The sequence below is a fragment of the Rahnella bonaserana genome (assembly GCF_019049675.1).
Classification (GTDB): Bacteria; Pseudomonadota; Gammaproteobacteria; order Enterobacterales; family Enterobacteriaceae; genus Rahnella; species Rahnella bonaserana.
In genome coordinates this window covers 110,844-125,148 of the sequence record NZ_JAFMOW010000064.1, presented here as the reverse complement: position 1 = coordinate 125,148, position 14,305 = coordinate 110,844, and the positions used below count along the sequence as shown (strand labels likewise).

Genomic DNA, 14,305 nt, shown 5'->3' with positions numbered 1-14,305 from the left:
TGCCCGCCATTGTGCGGGCTTTTTTTTGTGTGATTTCTGGTCAGTTAATCAAAAAAGCAACCTTCTCTCTGAAAACCCTGAGTATTGCTATGGACAATAAGAATTATCTAATTATGCTATATTTAACTTAACTATTTATTCTTATTGCCGGACCCGTCACATGCCAGATATCAGGATTGTCTGCGAGCAATGCGGCTCAGACCGCTTTGTCGCCAGCGTAAACACACCTATCGCTGAACAGGTAAATTCTCTTGTCTGCGCGGTTTGTTCGCATCCGGTCAGGGTGGATGAAGTCATTATTTTCCGGGAAGGGACCTACATCAGCGGGATCTACGACAACTTCCCCGCTGGCATACCCAGAATGAATGACTTTGATATCTGACGTTATAATCCCCGTGCGGCCCATTCCTCCGGCGTCAGCGTTTTGACATCAAACTGGTCACGTGTACGAGTGTACGTGTGACCGCCCATTCTCCCGATTGCATCCATTATCTGCTGGTCGATATGCAGATTTGACGGGTCAACCGCATCGCTTCGCACATAGACTCCGAGCACTTCACCGAGAATAATTTCACGCGCCGGTCCCACCTGAAGTGTGGTGTGACGGCGGCATTCCAGCGCCGCCGGTGCCGCGAGAATACGCGGGCTTCTGACCATCAGCCCCGGAGTGGTATCCAGCCCGGCTTCTCTAAGCTCATCCACGTCCGGTCCGAATTTAATGGCACAGATTTCCATCTGACTGACCAGCGCATCATCGACGATATGAACCGTGAATTCGCCGGTTTCACGGATATTGCGCGCGGTATCTTTAAAGCGCATATCGGCATAATTTTCAACGCCAATCGCCACAATCGCCGGGTCATGCGTCAGGACATTGAAAAAGCTGAAGGGCCCGGCATTCGGCACGCCGTACATACTGACAGTCGTGACCAGCGCGACAGGACGTGGGATCACCGTGCCGATCAGGATTTTGTAACGTTCACGTTCCGTCAGCTGTGCAAAATCAAAATGAGTGTGCGAAGAAGGTCGGCTCATATCATTTACCTGCCGTAACGCGATGGGGTTGAAGCGGTGTATGGCGGCTCAGATTTTCAAAGCCTTCTTTAGTGACAACGTAACAATCACCGATATTACAGCCCGCTGACAGCGGCTCAAGCCACTGAGTATGCAGGACAAACACCATGCCTTCTTCCAGGGTGTCGTAATTATGCGACGAAATATTGAAGCTGTTTTGCGCTCCGGCCATGCCCACAGAATGTCCGAGATTTGGGTTGTGCGGTCCATGCGTCGCCGGATAAACATGCATCAGCCTGCGTCCCTGCGCTTCCCAGTCGATATCCTGCACATACTGATGCGGTATCAGCCGCGCGCCGCCGTCCGGCATCGGTGCCCAGTTATACGGCATGGTGCGCGCCTCCGGTGAGGTCAGCATGCCGCGCTCAATCATCGGACCGAAGGCGGCATTGTTGATATCACGCATCAGTGCGCCCGGACGGATCAGCTTTTCTGCCCGTTTTACACCTTCGGTACAGGCGGCGAGTACGTCTTCCTGATGTGGCGTGATGTCGCCGACCGCAATCATTCTGGCCGTTTGCGCGGTGTAACCCCGGCATGTCACGTTGGAAATATACAGATTAATCAGATCACCCGGACGGACCACATGCCCGTAAGGTTTACCGCAATGTGTACCAAATTCGTTAATACCAATCTGATAACCGTCGCCGGTTTCGCCTCCGGCTGCCAGCTGAGCAAAAGAAAACGCCGCGTAAATTTCATGATCCGTCACCCCCGGTCGGGCGACATGGTAGGCGGCCTGTGTCCCGAGGCTGATCATCTGCGCCGCACCTCGGAATAACGCAATCTCTCGCGGGGAACGGACTTTTTGCAGACGATCCAGAATAGCGTTATCGGTCACGTATTTGCATTTTGGCGTCAGCGATCCGAGTGCCGCCCAGAAGGTCAGGGATGTACGGTCACCGATTATGCCAATCTGCGCGGCGGCCAGTGCGAAACGGGCAAGTACCTGTGCACATTTTTCCGCTGTTTTAATCACGGAATCACCCGGACGGTCGGCGTATTCGCGCCCGATGGGCCCGATTTGCCAGATTTCATCCACCAGCACCGGTTCGCCACCCGGCGGCAGCAGCACGGATTGTGTGAAGAAAGAGAGCAATACCAGCGGCTGATCCGAATCTGTGGGAATGATCAGCACACCTTCGCGCATCCAGTCGCAGATATAACGCAGATACGCATTTGACGCATGGAACCAGCCGACGCTGCCGGCGTGAACCACGATAGCGTCGTGTCCGGCTTCGACCGCCTGACGGCGGATTTTCCGCAGACGTTCTTCGAACTCTTCCACCGGCAGAGGAAGCGGGGCGGTGAAATCGAAATCTGGCTGGAAATCTGCCAGCAACTGTCCGATGCGGGAGCCGTTGGCCATCGTCGCATGTGTGTTCATAGGGTCTTCCTTAGGTCTGAATAAAAGTCAGTGAGTTATGAGTTTTCAGGTATGGGACGCGGGGCGAGAACCCGCCGGGCAACCAGCAGACCGAGCAACGTCACCGCAATCAGGATCCCGGAAATAGCCGCCACGCGGACATCCAGCGATTCTTCAATCAGCGCGAACATGCGCAGAGGCAGCACCGTGGTTTTGGCGTCCGCAAGGAACAGCGAAACCGACACGTTGTCGAGCGACTGGATAAACACCAGGAACGCACCGGCCAGTATCCCCGGCAGCAACAGCGGTAACGTGACGCGGCGCAGAGTCATAAACCAGCTGGCGCCCATCGTGGTGGAGGCTTCCGCCAGCGAAGGATTGATCCCCTGCGCGACCACTGACGCAGCGCGGTACATCAGTGGGCCAAACACCACCACATGCCCGATAACGGTGAGCCACAACGACGGCTGAAAGCCGATGAAATTCGCCACAATCAGCGCCGCCAGACCGTAAACCAGACTCGGCAACACCAGCGGCGCGAGCAGCAGCGGCTCAATGGTGCTGACGCTGCGGCGTTTCATGCGGGTCATGCCGATGGTCGCAGGGACCGCGAACAGCAAGGCTCCGAGCACCGCCAGACCGGCGATTTTCAGCGAGTTCCACGCGGCGGTCTGTTCAGTGGCTGAACGCACCGGATCCAGCAACGCTTCGTACCAGCGCAGAGAAAATCCCTGCGGCGGGTATTTCAGCGTCTGGCCGGAGGTAAACGACATCATCAGCGCGATGACAATCGGTGCCACCAGATAGATGACGCACAGCGTGCCGAAGCCATAGACGAACAGCTTGTAGAGCAGCGCCGGCAGCGGATTTTCACGTTGTTTAAGCATGGCCGACCAGTCTCCTGTGGCGTGAAATCATGGTGAGCGCCACCAGCAGGCAGCCCGTGGAGAGCAACAGAATCACGGCGATGGCTGAGGCCAGCGGCCAGTCGAACAGCGTACCGACTTCACGGTAAATCAGTTGCGGGACATACACATTCCGCGCGCCGCCGATCACCGCCTGAGTGACGAAAGAGCTGCTGGTGCTGGCAAAAACCAGGATCCATCCCGCCAGCAGACCTGGCAACATCAGCGGCAGCAGCACGGTCACCAGAATGCGCCACGGCCCGGCGCCTGAAACCTGCGCCGCTTCGGTAAGCTGATACGGCGTGCGGGAGAGAATGGCAATCAGCGGTAAAATGATCAGCGGCAGATCAATCTGACACATCGCCATTACCAGCCCGAGTTCGGTAAACATCAGGCTGACCGGCATACCGGTAATGCCCATCGCCATCAGCGCCTCGCTGATCGGCCCCTGACGCCCGAGGATCACAATCCAGGCAAAGGTGCGCACCACGTTGCTGGTCAGCATCGGAATGAGGGTCAGGAATATCAGGATCTGCCGCAGATTGCGTCCGCCATGCCAGTAAAGCAGGGCAATCGGAATACCCAGCAGAGTGGTGCCGATAACTGTTTCGATACCGAGCCGCGCAGTGTTCACCAGTACGCGGAAATTAAACGCATCCCCGAAGAAACGGGCGTAATGATCCAGCGTTGCTCCGCCATTGCCGGTAAAACTGAAACCGACCAGCACGGCGAGCGGCGTTGCAAAAAACGCCACTGAAAGTAATAACATCGGTACGACGTAAGGGAAGCCGCTCTGCTTCATCATTCCACCTCAGCCTGCAACCAATGTGTCGAACTGGCGGATCCAGTCATCACGGTTCTTGTTGATTTCTGTCCAGTCCGGATAGACCAGCGTTTTGAGCTGTTCGCGGGTGACATAGGCGGAAATCGCCGGTGTCAGTGCCACGTTTTTGTTGGTCGGGAACATCTCGGTCGGCGGCTGTTCAAGTTGCTGCTGTGCAGACTGGGAGATCGCGGCATCCATATAGGCGTAGGCGGCGTCGAGATTTTTGCTGCCTTTGGTCAGATGAATATTGACCGGCGCGGCCGGTGATCCGGTTTCCGGATGCACGAATTCCGCATTCAGACCGAGGCTTTTCAGGCGTGCCACGTTGCTGGTGCTGCACATAAAGACCGCGATTTCGCCCTGCTGGAACAGCGTCATCTGATGGTTGGTGCTGTCCACCACGCCTTTGAGTTGCTCAGGATGTTCTTTGAAAAGCTTAAATACCGCCGCCATATCCGCAGGACCTGTGCCGTAGATTTTGGCAATTTCGGTATAAGCCATGACGGCTGTGTTCGAGGCAAAACCGGTCCAGGACACCAGGCCTTTGTACGCCGGATTTTCAAACAAATCGCGATACCCTTTTGGTCGCGGCACCAGATCCGGGTTATAGGCGATGCCGTTCACTTCCACGGTCACGGTCGGGCCGTATTCGCCCTGGAATGACGGGTCGAGCAGGCTCCAGTTTTTCAGTCTGGACGGGTCAATTTTCTGGATAAGATCGTTCTGAATGGCAATCGTCATTTGCCCCGGCGACATCAGCAGGGTGTCGTAAGGCGGATTTCCGGGGCTGGCCATGATTTTAGCCAGCTGATCCTGCGCCATGGCAGGCGCGATGGTCAGATCAAAGCCTTGTTTTTTCAGCACCGGTGTAAGAACGTTGCGATAGGCATCTTCCCAGTTGCCGGGGAAGGTGGCCGCAACCGCACTGCCGCCGGTAGCTGCACTCGCAGCGCGTAACGGAAAAGGCAGCATTGTGGAGGCCGCAACGCCCGCCATGAGATAACCGAACCGGCGACGACTGATTTCAAAGTCTTTCATAAAGCTCACCTCTGTTTATTCACTGATGAATTCCGGTTCAGCCGGAAAGGCATGACACCTTGCGGTATCGATTTCTGCGAAAAGTTGTGACCCCGGTTCAGGGATGAACGTCGACGGGCCTCTGACTTCGGATGCGCGCAGACTGGTTCCGTCTTCCAGAATCAGGTCGTGAACCAGCGAGGGTCCGAGCGGCACTGAGACGGTCATCCGGGCGGGTTGGGTGTTTTCACCCGGCAGCGCGGATAAACGCACTTCTTCCGGGCGGAAGGTAATAGTGACGCGCGAACCGGGGGTGAAATTAAGACGGCGCGGCAGGCGAAGCAGGCGGTTATCCGCAAGAGCGATGACGGTGGTGTCGAGCTCAAAACGCAGCACCGTGCCGTGCAGCAAATTGGCCTGCCCGATGAAAGTGTTCACGAACAGCGTCTTGGGGCGGTCATATACCGTCATCGGCGTATCAATTTGTTCGACGTTGCCTTTGTTCATCAGCACCAGACGGTTTGCCAGACTTTGCGCTTCTTCCTGATCGTGGGTGACGATCAACGTGGTGATGCCAAGCGTTTTTTGCAGGTGTAACAGCTCCACCTGAAGGTCGAAGCGCAATGCCCGGTCCAGCGCGCCAAAAGGTTCATCGAGCAGCAGAAGTGAAGGACGACCGGCGATAGCTCGGGCGACGGCGACACGCTGTTGCTGTCCGCCGGATAATTCGCGCGGCAGCCGGTTGCCGAAATCATTCAGCCTGACCAGTGACAGCATTTCTTCCACACGCTGCTTGCGGGCGGCACGGGAAATCTGCTGACAGGCCAGCGGATAGGCGATGTTCTCGGCAACGGTCAGGTGCGGGAATAACGCATAGTTCTGGAATACCATGCCGATCCCACGACCCCGGGCTGAAACCTCCGCAAGATCCTGACCGCCAAGGACGATCCTTCCGTTCTTCGGCTGAATAAGCCCTGCGATAGCCCGCAGAACGGTGGATTTGCCACAACCACTCGGCCCCAGCAGCGCAACAATTTCTCCCGCTTCAATGGAAAATGACACATCACTGATGGCGTTCTTTCCACCGTAACTGTGAGTCAGGCCCTGAACGTTCAGGCGTTTGCTTTCAGTGGTGTTTTGCATGTCTGGCATATGGCTTCCCGGATCTGAGTCGTGTGCTTGATATTGAAAAGCAAACGGCGTGCCATAACCCAATATGCCCGCTAGATTAAAATTCAACCCATTGAAAAACAGTGATTAAATAGTAATTAAACTTACGCACACAGATGTTTATGAAAATAAAGCGTGATATTCGTATGTTTGATTGCCATGCAGTTACGCCATGATGGTGCATTGTGTTAACCATTTTGGTGCGAATGTTGTTATTTTAATTCGAAATAACTTCCGAAAGTATTTGCGAATCTGGTTAGTGATTAATAATGGTATGATATTTAAGGTGATTTTGGCTAATTTTAGCGTGTTTCTCTCTGGTGGCATGTGATTTGCACTGTTGAAGATGAATCTTTAATTCCTCTTTTTGGCAGCCCCAGGCTGCGGAGTCTTTTATGAAATTAGGCATCGACGGTCAGAAACTCCCTGAAGTTAAGAAACGCGGACCGCTGGCCAGCCTCGACCATGTCAGGGAACTGGGTCTTGAAGGGATATTTTTCAGTACTGTACTGGATATGAGCCCGACGCTGGATGCGGGAATGTTGCGGGAAATCCGGGCTAAAGCGGACGAATCAGGTCTTTATCTGGAAAGTGGTCTGGGCAAAATCAATCCTTATTGCAGCGCAGAAGCACCGGAATTACGGGCGATTGGCGATGGCGACATTATTGCGGGTTTCACACGAATGATCGAAGCCAGCGCAGCGATAGGTTGCCGCGAGATGTGGGTGTCACCCGGTAATTTTAAAGGCGAGTATCGCGGACGTCTGGCAGTCGATCGTTTTCGTACTGATGTCAGCTGGGATGAGCAATTGCTGGCGATGGGCAACGTGCTGCAAAAGCTGGCGCCCGTAGCACGCGCGCATGGCGTACACATGAATATTGAGACGCACGACGAAATCACCTCTTTTGAAATCCTGCGCCTGATTGAAAGAGTCGGAGAAGATTGTGTCGGTGCGGTGCTGGATACCGCCAATATGTTGCAACGCGGCGAGCATCCGGTGATGGCGACGCAGCGGCTGGCGCCTTATATCCGGCAGACGCACATTAAAGATGCCTGGGTCGGTCGCGCGCCCGGCGGTCTGGATTTCCAGCCCCGCGCCTGCGGTCAGGGGGTGGTAGATTTTGCGGCAATTTTACCGATACTCGCGAAATCTAATCGGGCCCTGAATTTGTCGCTGGAAATTAATCAGTCAACCGACGACAAACGCCGCCAGCCTAATCCGCGTCAGTGTATTCAGATTGATGATCCGGTCTGGCGGGCCGGTCATCCGGATCTGAATACGACGGAGCTTGAACTCTATTTAGCCATGCTTGATGAGGGCGAAAAACGCGTCGCATCAGGTGAAATCCCGGACTGGGAAGGATTTGAAAGTGCGCAGTACGGTTATCCGACCTATGAAAATCAGTCTTACGACTTTGATGCAGCCATACGATTTATTCAGGATTCTGCACGCCATATCCGCGCTATCAGTGAACAGAAAGGCATAATATTGGGCTGAAACCGGCGTCTTAAGGGGTTCTGTGCAAATATCGCCACTGGCTTATTCAGCATTTGCGCAGAAACATTCTTAACGAGATACTTAAACCCGCCATGACCGGAGCGCCTTTGTCCGGCATAAGGTATGACTGAGCGTAAATCCGGAGACAACAATGAAGAAAACCCGCGCGCAAAGCGCCAGAACAGCGCCGGTCGCGGCCAGTACGGCCGATAATAACGACGATGTTTCAGAGCGGATCCGCGCCACGCTGGCGGCGGCGATTGGTGAAGGGGCATTAAAGCCGGGCACCAAAATTCTCGAAGAGGCGATTGCCGAACATTTTGGGGTTAGTCGCACGGTGGTGCGGGGTGCGCTGGGTGTGCTGGAAAGCGACCATCTGCTCGAGCGTAAACGAAATCGTGGCACGTTTGTCGCAGAGCCCGGCATTGAGCAGGCCAAAAACCTGTTTGAAGCACGGCGTAAAATCGAAGCCCTGCTGCTTGAACTGGTGGTGGAAAGGGCGACTTCCGAACAGCTTGAAGCACTGGAAAAGCTGGCGGACGAGGAAGAGCACATTCATCATCATGGCGATGAAAAATCCAAAACCGTGCTTTCCGGTAAGTTTCACATCGTGCTGGCGGAAATCGCCGGTAACCCGGTGCTGACCGAAATGCTGGCGAAGATTGTCGCGCGTCTTTCCCTGGTCATGTCCTTGTATGAAGAAGAGCATAAAGACGATTGCGGCGCGGATCATCACCGAATGATTGTGGCGGCCATCAAAGAGAAAGACCTGACCAAAGCGCAGCAGCTGATGGACCACCATCTTGCCGACATCGAAGGGCGCGTGCGTTTAACCGAAGGCCACGGCGACCGGCATACATTTTTGTCCGTGCTGGAAAACTTCTCGTGATGTAAAACGCCGTCCGACAGGCATTCATTTCGGCAGCATTCTTCAACTTTACTAATCTATTACAGGTACACCTGTTAGTTGTCGCGCCATTTCTGACGCTGGCAGCTTTGGATCAGTCAAAGGAGAAGGACATGCAAACGCATCCGAATTCGACGCGCCGCGGAATTGCCACGGCGCTGTACGAATTGTTAAACCCCATTCCTCTTGGTTTTTTTGTCGCCGCCTTGATTTTTGACATTCTCTATATGAAAACCTTCATCAATATGTGGACCGATGCGGCCAACTGGCTGATTGTGCTGGGGCTTTTCATCGCTGTCATTCCTCGTTTGATCAATCTGGTTCAGGTCTGGACGGGGCCAAAATCTGTTGCTGACAGCGCGCATAAACTGCACTTTTGGCTGAACCTGCTGGCCATCGTGCTGGCGATTTTCAATGCCTTTATTCACAGCCGTGATGCGTATGCGGTTGTCCCGACGGGCGTCATTCTTTCGACGCTGGTGGTGGTGCTTCTGCTTCTGGCCAATGTCCAGCTGGCATTACGCCTTCCGGTTGCAGGAGGGGCGATACGATGAAAAATTATCAACGTTTATTGTCCGCCTGTGTGCTTGCCGGGCTGCTCAGTAGCTGTGATAACAGCTCGCAAATTGATCCGAAAAAACAAACCGGGGCAGATCCTGAACTGCCAAAAGCGCAGAACTTCCTGATGCCGCCGATGAAAGTGCCGGAAGGTATTCCCTGGAAAAGCGGCGAAATGCCGAAAGTTGCCGACGGACTGAAAATCGAGAAAATCGCTGAAGGTTTGAAACATCCCCGTCAGGTTTACGTTCTGCCTAATAATGATGTACTGGTGGCAGAATCGAATGGTCCGGCCAAAAAACTCATCTTCCGCCCGAAAGAGCTGATTATGGGCATGGTGCAGAAGTCGTCAGGTAAAGGCGGCGAGGGCGGCAACCGCATTACATTGCTGCGAAATACGGGTGGTAAGTGGGAGAAACATACGTTTATTGCGCATGTAAACTCACCGTTTGGCATTCAGCTGACCGGAAATACTCTGTGGATTGCGAGCGCCGACAGCCTGATAAAGTATCCCTATCAGACAGGCGAAACAGAAATTACCGCGCCTGGTGAAGTGGTGACGCAATTGCCGGGCGGTCCGATTAACCATCACTGGACGAAATCCCTGCTGGCCAGTCCGGATGGCAGCAAACTGTATGTCGGCGTCGGTTCTAACAGTAACATCACCGAGAATGGCATCGGGGCAGAAGACCGGCGTGCAGCGATACTGGAAGTGGATGCTGCAACCGGAGCCAGCCGCATTTTTGCCAGCGGATTACGCAATCCGACCGGCCTGCAATGGGAGCCGCAGAGTGGAAAACTCTGGGCGGTGGTGAATGAACGCGATGAAATTGGCTCGGATCTGGTGCCGGATTACATGACATCGGTACAGGAGCACGGTTTTTATGGCTGGCCTTACAGCTATTATGGCCAGCACGTTGATGAACGGGTCAAACCGCCGCGTCCGGATCTGGTAGAGAAAGCCATCAAGCCTGATTATGCCATCAGCTCACACGTCGCGCCCCTCGGACTGCTGTTCTATACCGGCGAAAACATGCCGCAATATCGCGATGGTGCCTTCGTCAGCGAGCACGGTAGCTGGAACCGTAAACCGCTGAACGGATATCAGGTGATGTGGGTGAAATTCGAAAACGGTAAGCCGGTTGGGTTGCCGCAACCTGTGGTGACGGGTTTCCTGACTGACGATCAGAAACAGGTTCGCGGTCTTCCTGTCGGGCTGGCGATGGATAAACAGGGCGGCGTACTCATCGCCGACGATGCGGGCAACGTCGTCTGGCGGGTGAGCAAAGCGCAGTAACGGCAGAAAAGATTGCCGGATAAAAAATGCCCCAGGTGGGGCATTTTGCTTTTCCAGGAGTCCGCTGGAAAAAGGAAATCCCCCCACGTTAAGACTTTTTTATACAACGTGTCCGCTATCCGCTGTGGACCCGTGCGGGTTTTAAAGGCCTGCACGAGCCTGATGCTCAGGAGAGTAACCGAAACGATTTTAAGGCTTCACCGGTAAGTGACAATCCTGAGACCCAGCGGTATTGAGCGGGCGGTATCCGGTACCCATGGCATCAATAACAGCTCCTTCTATCTTTGATCGCTTATTGAAAGATTTTAATAATATTAAAACCTGATGCAATTCGTAATGACCTTGATTTAGGGATGAGATATAACTCACCGCGAAAATAGTTAACATTCTTATAACGTTGTTAAGGTTAAGCAAATGAAGCAAATTGGCATTGTGGGTTGGCGAGGAATGGTAGGTTCTGTTTTGCTGCAGCGAATGGTCGAAGAGAGGGATTTTGACGACATTTCTGCACATTTTTACAGCACTTCCAGTGCGGGCGCCGCCGGTCCTGTCATAGGGGGCGTAAGCTATACCTTAAAAGATGCTAATTCGATTAGTGCCCTGGCTGAAATGGACATCATTATCACCTGTCAGGGCGGGGATTATACTAAAGCAATATATCCTGCGCTGATTAACCATGGCTGGAAAGGCTACTGGATTGACGCAGCCTCAGCACTGCGGATGGATGAGAAAGCCTGCATTATTCTCGACCCGGTTAACCGCACAAATATTGATCGTGCAGTCAAAGAGGGGATTAAACTTTTTGTCGGCGGCAACTGTTCCATCACGTTAAGTCTTATGGGACTCGCTGGGTTGATAAAGGCCGATCTCATTGAATGGATGAGTGTGATGACCTATCAGTCTGCATCGGGTGCCGGAGCGCAGTATGTACGGGAATTAATTACGCAAAGCGCTTACATAAGCAACCATTTGTCCTCCGAAGAGCTGACATCCTCAGGTTCAGTGCTTCCGTTAGTCAATAAGGTCAGTGAACTGATTAACAGCGCTGACATGCCGACTCAGAACTTCGGCGCGCCTTTAATGGGCAGCATCATTCCGTGGATTGACAGCGATTTAGGCGATGGCAACAGCCGTGAAGAATGGAAAGGTGAGGCTGAAACGAACAAAATTCTGAGCCTGTCTCCCGGTACAATCCCGGTTAATGGTTTATGCATCCGGGTCGGCGTGATCCGCTGTCACAGTGCTGCGATCACCCTGAAGCTCAAGCGCGAAGTCAGTGAAAAAGAATTTGCAGAATTAGTGACGCATTCCCATCCATGGGTTAACTATGTGCCCAATAACAAGGATGAGAGTGTCAGTAAATTGACCCCGGCTTATATCAGCGGCTCGCTTCAGGTGGGTATCGGTCGCTACAAAAAAATGTCTCTGAACAATGAGCCTATCTATTCGGTTCTGACAGTAGGCGATCAGCTGTTGTGGGGAGCGGCGGAACCATTGCGCCGCATGTTGAATATTCTGCTCGGCAAAGTCTGATTCATATTATTTTTACAAAAGCATCTGCCGGGTAGGTGCTTTTGTTTTTTGGAGCAGCATCATATGCTGAATCGCAGCAGATTTGACGGACATGAAAGGGTTACCTCATCGCCCGTTTTTCGCTCTGTGCAGTCTGATGACACTGTTGCGGGCTGTTTAGCGCTTCAACTGATGGGGATCTTTAACAGGTTATGTCGGTAGCTATTTTGGGGTTTTCATCATTAAAAAATCAATCAGCGCTTTGACTCGTTTCGCCTTGCCGGTGCTTTTTAAATAGTAAAGATAAACCGGTGGATAGGTTTTCCAGTACGGCATCATCACCGGGATAAACTGCTCTTTATCGGGCTGCAATTCATACACCGGCTCAAACAATCTGCCAATTCCCAGACCGCTGCGTATTCCATCTGCCATGACATCAATATCATTGCTGATGATTTGCCCTGGCATCTCAACGGTTAATTGCTCACCTTTGTCTTCCAGCATCAGCGGGAGGATGCGGTTATTGGTGATAAAGCGATAGCCGATGAGTTGATGCTGATGTAAGTCAGCCGGCAGTTCTGGCGTACCGTATTCTGCGAGATAGGCCGCAGAAGCATATAAACCCTCACGAAAAGGTTTCATCAACGGGCGGGCCACGACACTCTCTTCCAGAATATCGCCGAAACGTATGCCCAAATCAAAGCGCTCATCAATCATGTTCACGGTTCCGTCATAGACGGATATCTCAAGCTGTATTCCGGGGTAACTCTTGCAAAACTCTGCCATCAGGGGCTTTAGAATAAGCAGGTAAGCAAAGCGCGACAGCGTAATTCGGACCAGCCCGGAGGGTTCCTGATTCAGGTCTTTGATGCTTTCCACCGCACTTTCCAGTGACGCCACAGCCCGCGACGTCTGTTGCAACAACTGTTCACCCGCATCCGTCAGCTCAATGCGCCGCGTGGTACGCACAAAAAGCGGGTGGCCAATATGTTGCTCAAGCAGTTTTAGCGCTTTGCTCACGGAAGGTGGCGTTATCTCAAGTTTCCTGGCCGCAGCAGTAATGCTGCCTTCACGGGCGATGCTCTGGAAAATACGGATTTGGTTGTAAATGACATTGTTCATGGCGTCATCCAGAAGAGGAAACAAAATTAGATTATTAGCTATTGGCTAAGAGTGTATGAGCTATTACTGCTCTAAAAAACAGAATCAGGGTTGTTTATACTCACGTCCAGTTTAACAAACCCCTGTTAAGGAAGCCAAAAATGCAAAATGTACTGATTATTTCTGGTCACCCGAATATTAATGAGTCCATTGGCAATGCCACTATTCTGGGTGAAGTTGCAACAGCGCTGCCCGAAGCCGAAATTCGCTTTCTTGATGCTCTTTATCCTGACTATCACATCAACGTGGCACAGGAACAGCAAGCCTTACTCAACGCCGATGTGATTGTCTGGCAGTTTCCTTTTTCCTGGTATTCAGTGCCGGGCTTAATGAAATTATGGATTGATCAGGTTTTTGTTCATGGTTTCGCTCATGGTTCTGCTGCAAAACTGGGGGGCAAAAAGCTGATCATTTCTTTTACTGCCGGCGCACCAGAGGGACTGTATTCCGCTGAAGGTTTGTTCGGTCACGACATTCAGCAATACCTGACCCAGTTTGAAACCACAGCACTGCTGTGCAATCTGGATTTGCAGGATCCGGTCTACACCTTTGGGATGAGCTACGCAGGACGTGATGAAGCTAAAGTCCTCGAACAGAAAACACTGGCTAAAGTTCATGCCGCGCGTCTGATTACCGCGATTAAACAAACTGCCCCTGCTTTAAAAATGGCTGTGTAAAGGAGAAGAGGGAAAATGTATCTCATCAATATTACGGTGAATGGCGATATCACGGCTGTGGAGCATGAGGCGCTTTTCACGCGCCATGTCAGCTGGTTTCAGCAGTATTTCAATGCAGGCAAGTTTGTTCTCATCGGTCCCTATTCCGATCGCGAAAGAGCAGGGGTGATTATTGCTCATACTGAAAGTCGGGAAGAGCTGGACGCTATTCTGAGAGAAGACGCCTATCACCCAAATCTCGCTGAATATGAGATTCGTGAATTCATCCCGAAAATGGTGGGAAACTGGCAATAACAGCCGTCACAATTTTCATTTAATAACGATGCAGGGAGATGA

General features: G+C 52.6%; 15 protein-coding genes. 8 read left to right on the top strand and 7 right to left on the bottom strand.

Features of this window, described 5'->3' with window-relative positions; all coding sequences use genetic code 11:
- The first annotated feature begins 160 nt into the window (after nucleotides 1–160).
- Nucleotides 161–382, top strand: a complete 222-nt coding sequence (locus J1778_RS14665) for a hypothetical protein (protein ID WP_217173794.1) — start codon at nucleotides 161–163, stop codon at nucleotides 380–382.
- 2 nt (nucleotides 383–384) lie between these two features.
- Here J1778_RS14665 and J1778_RS14660 read toward each other — a convergent pair whose 3' ends face one another.
- The 6 genes from J1778_RS14660 to J1778_RS14635 are packed head-to-tail and all read right to left on the bottom strand — an operon-like array spanning nucleotide 385 to nucleotide 6,340.
- Nucleotides 385–1,035 carry a flavin reductase family protein gene (locus J1778_RS14660; protein ID WP_217173793.1) on the bottom strand — a complete coding sequence of 217 codons (651 nt, stop codon included), beginning with the start codon at nucleotides 1,033–1,035 and terminating at the stop codon, nucleotides 385–387.
- A gap of 1 nt (nucleotide 1,036) precedes the next feature.
- Entirely contained in the window at nucleotides 1,037–2,461 is a 1,425-nt protein-coding gene (locus J1778_RS14655; protein ID WP_217173792.1) for a M24 family metallopeptidase, read from the bottom strand.
- 35 nt (nucleotides 2,462–2,496) lie between these two features.
- Nucleotides 2,497–3,327 (bottom strand): ABC transporter permease, encoded by an 831-nt coding sequence (locus J1778_RS14650; RefSeq protein WP_217173791.1) that lies wholly within the window; start codon nucleotides 3,325–3,327, stop codon nucleotides 2,497–2,499.
- Nucleotides 3,320–4,150, bottom strand: coding sequence for an ABC transporter permease (locus J1778_RS14645; protein ID WP_238484732.1), 831 nt, complete (start codon nucleotides 4,148–4,150; stop codon nucleotides 3,320–3,322). Before J1778_RS14645 ends, J1778_RS14650 begins: the two co-directional genes overlap by 8 nt.
- 6 nt (nucleotides 4,151–4,156) lie before the next feature.
- Nucleotides 4,157–5,209, bottom strand: coding sequence for an extracellular solute-binding protein (locus J1778_RS14640; RefSeq protein ID WP_217173790.1), 1,053 nt, complete (start codon nucleotides 5,207–5,209; stop codon nucleotides 4,157–4,159).
- A gap of 15 nt (nucleotides 5,210–5,224) precedes the next feature.
- A complete protein-coding gene (locus tag J1778_RS14635) occupies nucleotides 5,225–6,340 on the bottom strand; it encodes an ABC transporter ATP-binding protein (protein WP_217173789.1) in 1,116 nt (371 codons plus the stop codon).
- A gap of 413 nt (nucleotides 6,341–6,753) precedes the next feature.
- Between J1778_RS14635 and J1778_RS14630 the strand changes: the two genes are divergently transcribed.
- The 5 genes from J1778_RS14630 (at nucleotide 6,754) to asd (ending at nucleotide 12,152) form a co-directional block, all read left to right on the top strand.
- A complete protein-coding gene (locus J1778_RS14630) occupies nucleotides 6,754–7,857 on the top strand; it encodes a sugar phosphate isomerase/epimerase family protein (RefSeq protein ID WP_217173788.1) in 1,104 nt (367 codons plus the stop codon).
- Between the two features lie 151 nt (nucleotides 7,858–8,008).
- The gene (locus tag J1778_RS14625; protein WP_217173787.1) at nucleotides 8,009–8,746 is read left to right on the top strand and encodes a GntR family transcriptional regulator; all 738 of its coding nucleotides are present in this window, start codon (nucleotides 8,009–8,011) and stop codon (nucleotides 8,744–8,746) included.
- Between the two features lie 131 nt (nucleotides 8,747–8,877).
- Nucleotides 8,878–9,318, top strand: coding sequence for a DUF2231 domain-containing protein (locus J1778_RS14620; protein ID WP_217173786.1), 441 nt, complete (start codon nucleotides 8,878–8,880; stop codon nucleotides 9,316–9,318).
- Nucleotides 9,315–10,619: a PQQ-dependent sugar dehydrogenase gene (locus J1778_RS14615; RefSeq protein WP_217173785.1), complete on the top strand. Its 1,305-nt coding sequence runs from the start codon at nucleotides 9,315–9,317 to the stop codon at nucleotides 10,617–10,619. The genes J1778_RS14620 and J1778_RS14615 overlap by 4 nt, the downstream gene beginning before the upstream one ends.
- 414 nt (nucleotides 10,620–11,033) lie before the next feature.
- Nucleotides 11,034–12,152: an aspartate-semialdehyde dehydrogenase gene (gene asd / locus J1778_RS14610; protein WP_217173784.1), complete on the top strand. Its 1,119-nt coding sequence runs from the start codon at nucleotides 11,034–11,036 to the stop codon at nucleotides 12,150–12,152.
- 201 nt (nucleotides 12,153–12,353) lie between these two features.
- Here the strand turns inward: asd and J1778_RS14605 are convergent, their stop codons facing one another.
- Nucleotides 12,354–13,253, bottom strand: coding sequence for a LysR family transcriptional regulator (locus J1778_RS14605; protein WP_217173783.1), 900 nt, complete (start codon nucleotides 13,251–13,253; stop codon nucleotides 12,354–12,356).
- 140 nt (nucleotides 13,254–13,393) lie between these two features.
- Here J1778_RS14605 and J1778_RS14600 point away from each other — a divergent pair, with 140 nt between their 5' ends.
- Together J1778_RS14600 and J1778_RS14595 are read left to right on the top strand one after the other, a co-directional pair.
- Entirely contained in the window at nucleotides 13,394–13,969 is a 576-nt protein-coding gene (locus J1778_RS14600) for an NAD(P)H-dependent oxidoreductase (RefSeq protein ID WP_217173782.1), read from the top strand.
- A 15-nt stretch (nucleotides 13,970–13,984) separates the two neighbouring features.
- Nucleotides 13,985–14,263: a YciI family protein gene (locus J1778_RS14595; RefSeq protein ID WP_217173781.1), complete on the top strand. Its 279-nt coding sequence runs from the start codon at nucleotides 13,985–13,987 to the stop codon at nucleotides 14,261–14,263.
- The last annotated feature ends 42 nt before the right edge of the window (nucleotides 14,264–14,305 follow it).

Coding starts and splice junctions, on each gene's coding strand:
- J1778_RS14665 (WP_217173794.1), top strand. CDS start 161: ATGCCAGATATCAGGATTGTCTGCGAGCAATGCGGCTCAGACCGCTTT.
- J1778_RS14660 (WP_217173793.1), bottom strand. CDS start 1,035: ATGAGCCGACCTTCTTCGCACACTCATTTTGATTTTGCACAGCTGACG.
- J1778_RS14655 (WP_217173792.1), bottom strand. CDS start 2,461: ATGAACACACATGCGACGATGGCCAACGGCTCCCGCATCGGACAGTTG.
- J1778_RS14650 (WP_217173791.1), bottom strand. CDS start 3,327: ATGCTTAAACAACGTGAAAATCCGCTGCCGGCGCTGCTCTACAAGCTG.
- J1778_RS14645 (WP_238484732.1), bottom strand. CDS start 4,150: ATGATGAAGCAGAGCGGCTTCCCTTACGTCGTACCGATGTTATTACTT.
- J1778_RS14640 (WP_217173790.1), bottom strand. CDS start 5,209: ATGAAAGACTTTGAAATCAGTCGTCGCCGGTTCGGTTATCTCATGGCG.
- J1778_RS14635 (WP_217173789.1), bottom strand. CDS start 6,340: ATGCCAGACATGCAAAACACCACTGAAAGCAAACGCCTGAACGTTCAG.
- J1778_RS14630 (WP_217173788.1), top strand. CDS start 6,754: ATGAAATTAGGCATCGACGGTCAGAAACTCCCTGAAGTTAAGAAACGC.
- J1778_RS14625 (WP_217173787.1), top strand. CDS start 8,009: ATGAAGAAAACCCGCGCGCAAAGCGCCAGAACAGCGCCGGTCGCGGCC.
- J1778_RS14620 (WP_217173786.1), top strand. CDS start 8,878: ATGCAAACGCATCCGAATTCGACGCGCCGCGGAATTGCCACGGCGCTG.
- J1778_RS14615 (WP_217173785.1), top strand. CDS start 9,315: ATGAAAAATTATCAACGTTTATTGTCCGCCTGTGTGCTTGCCGGGCTG.
- asd (WP_217173784.1), top strand. CDS start 11,034: ATGAAGCAAATTGGCATTGTGGGTTGGCGAGGAATGGTAGGTTCTGTT.
- J1778_RS14605 (WP_217173783.1), bottom strand. CDS start 13,253: ATGAACAATGTCATTTACAACCAAATCCGTATTTTCCAGAGCATCGCC.
- J1778_RS14600 (WP_217173782.1), top strand. CDS start 13,394: ATGCAAAATGTACTGATTATTTCTGGTCACCCGAATATTAATGAGTCC.
- J1778_RS14595 (WP_217173781.1), top strand. CDS start 13,985: ATGTATCTCATCAATATTACGGTGAATGGCGATATCACGGCTGTGGAG.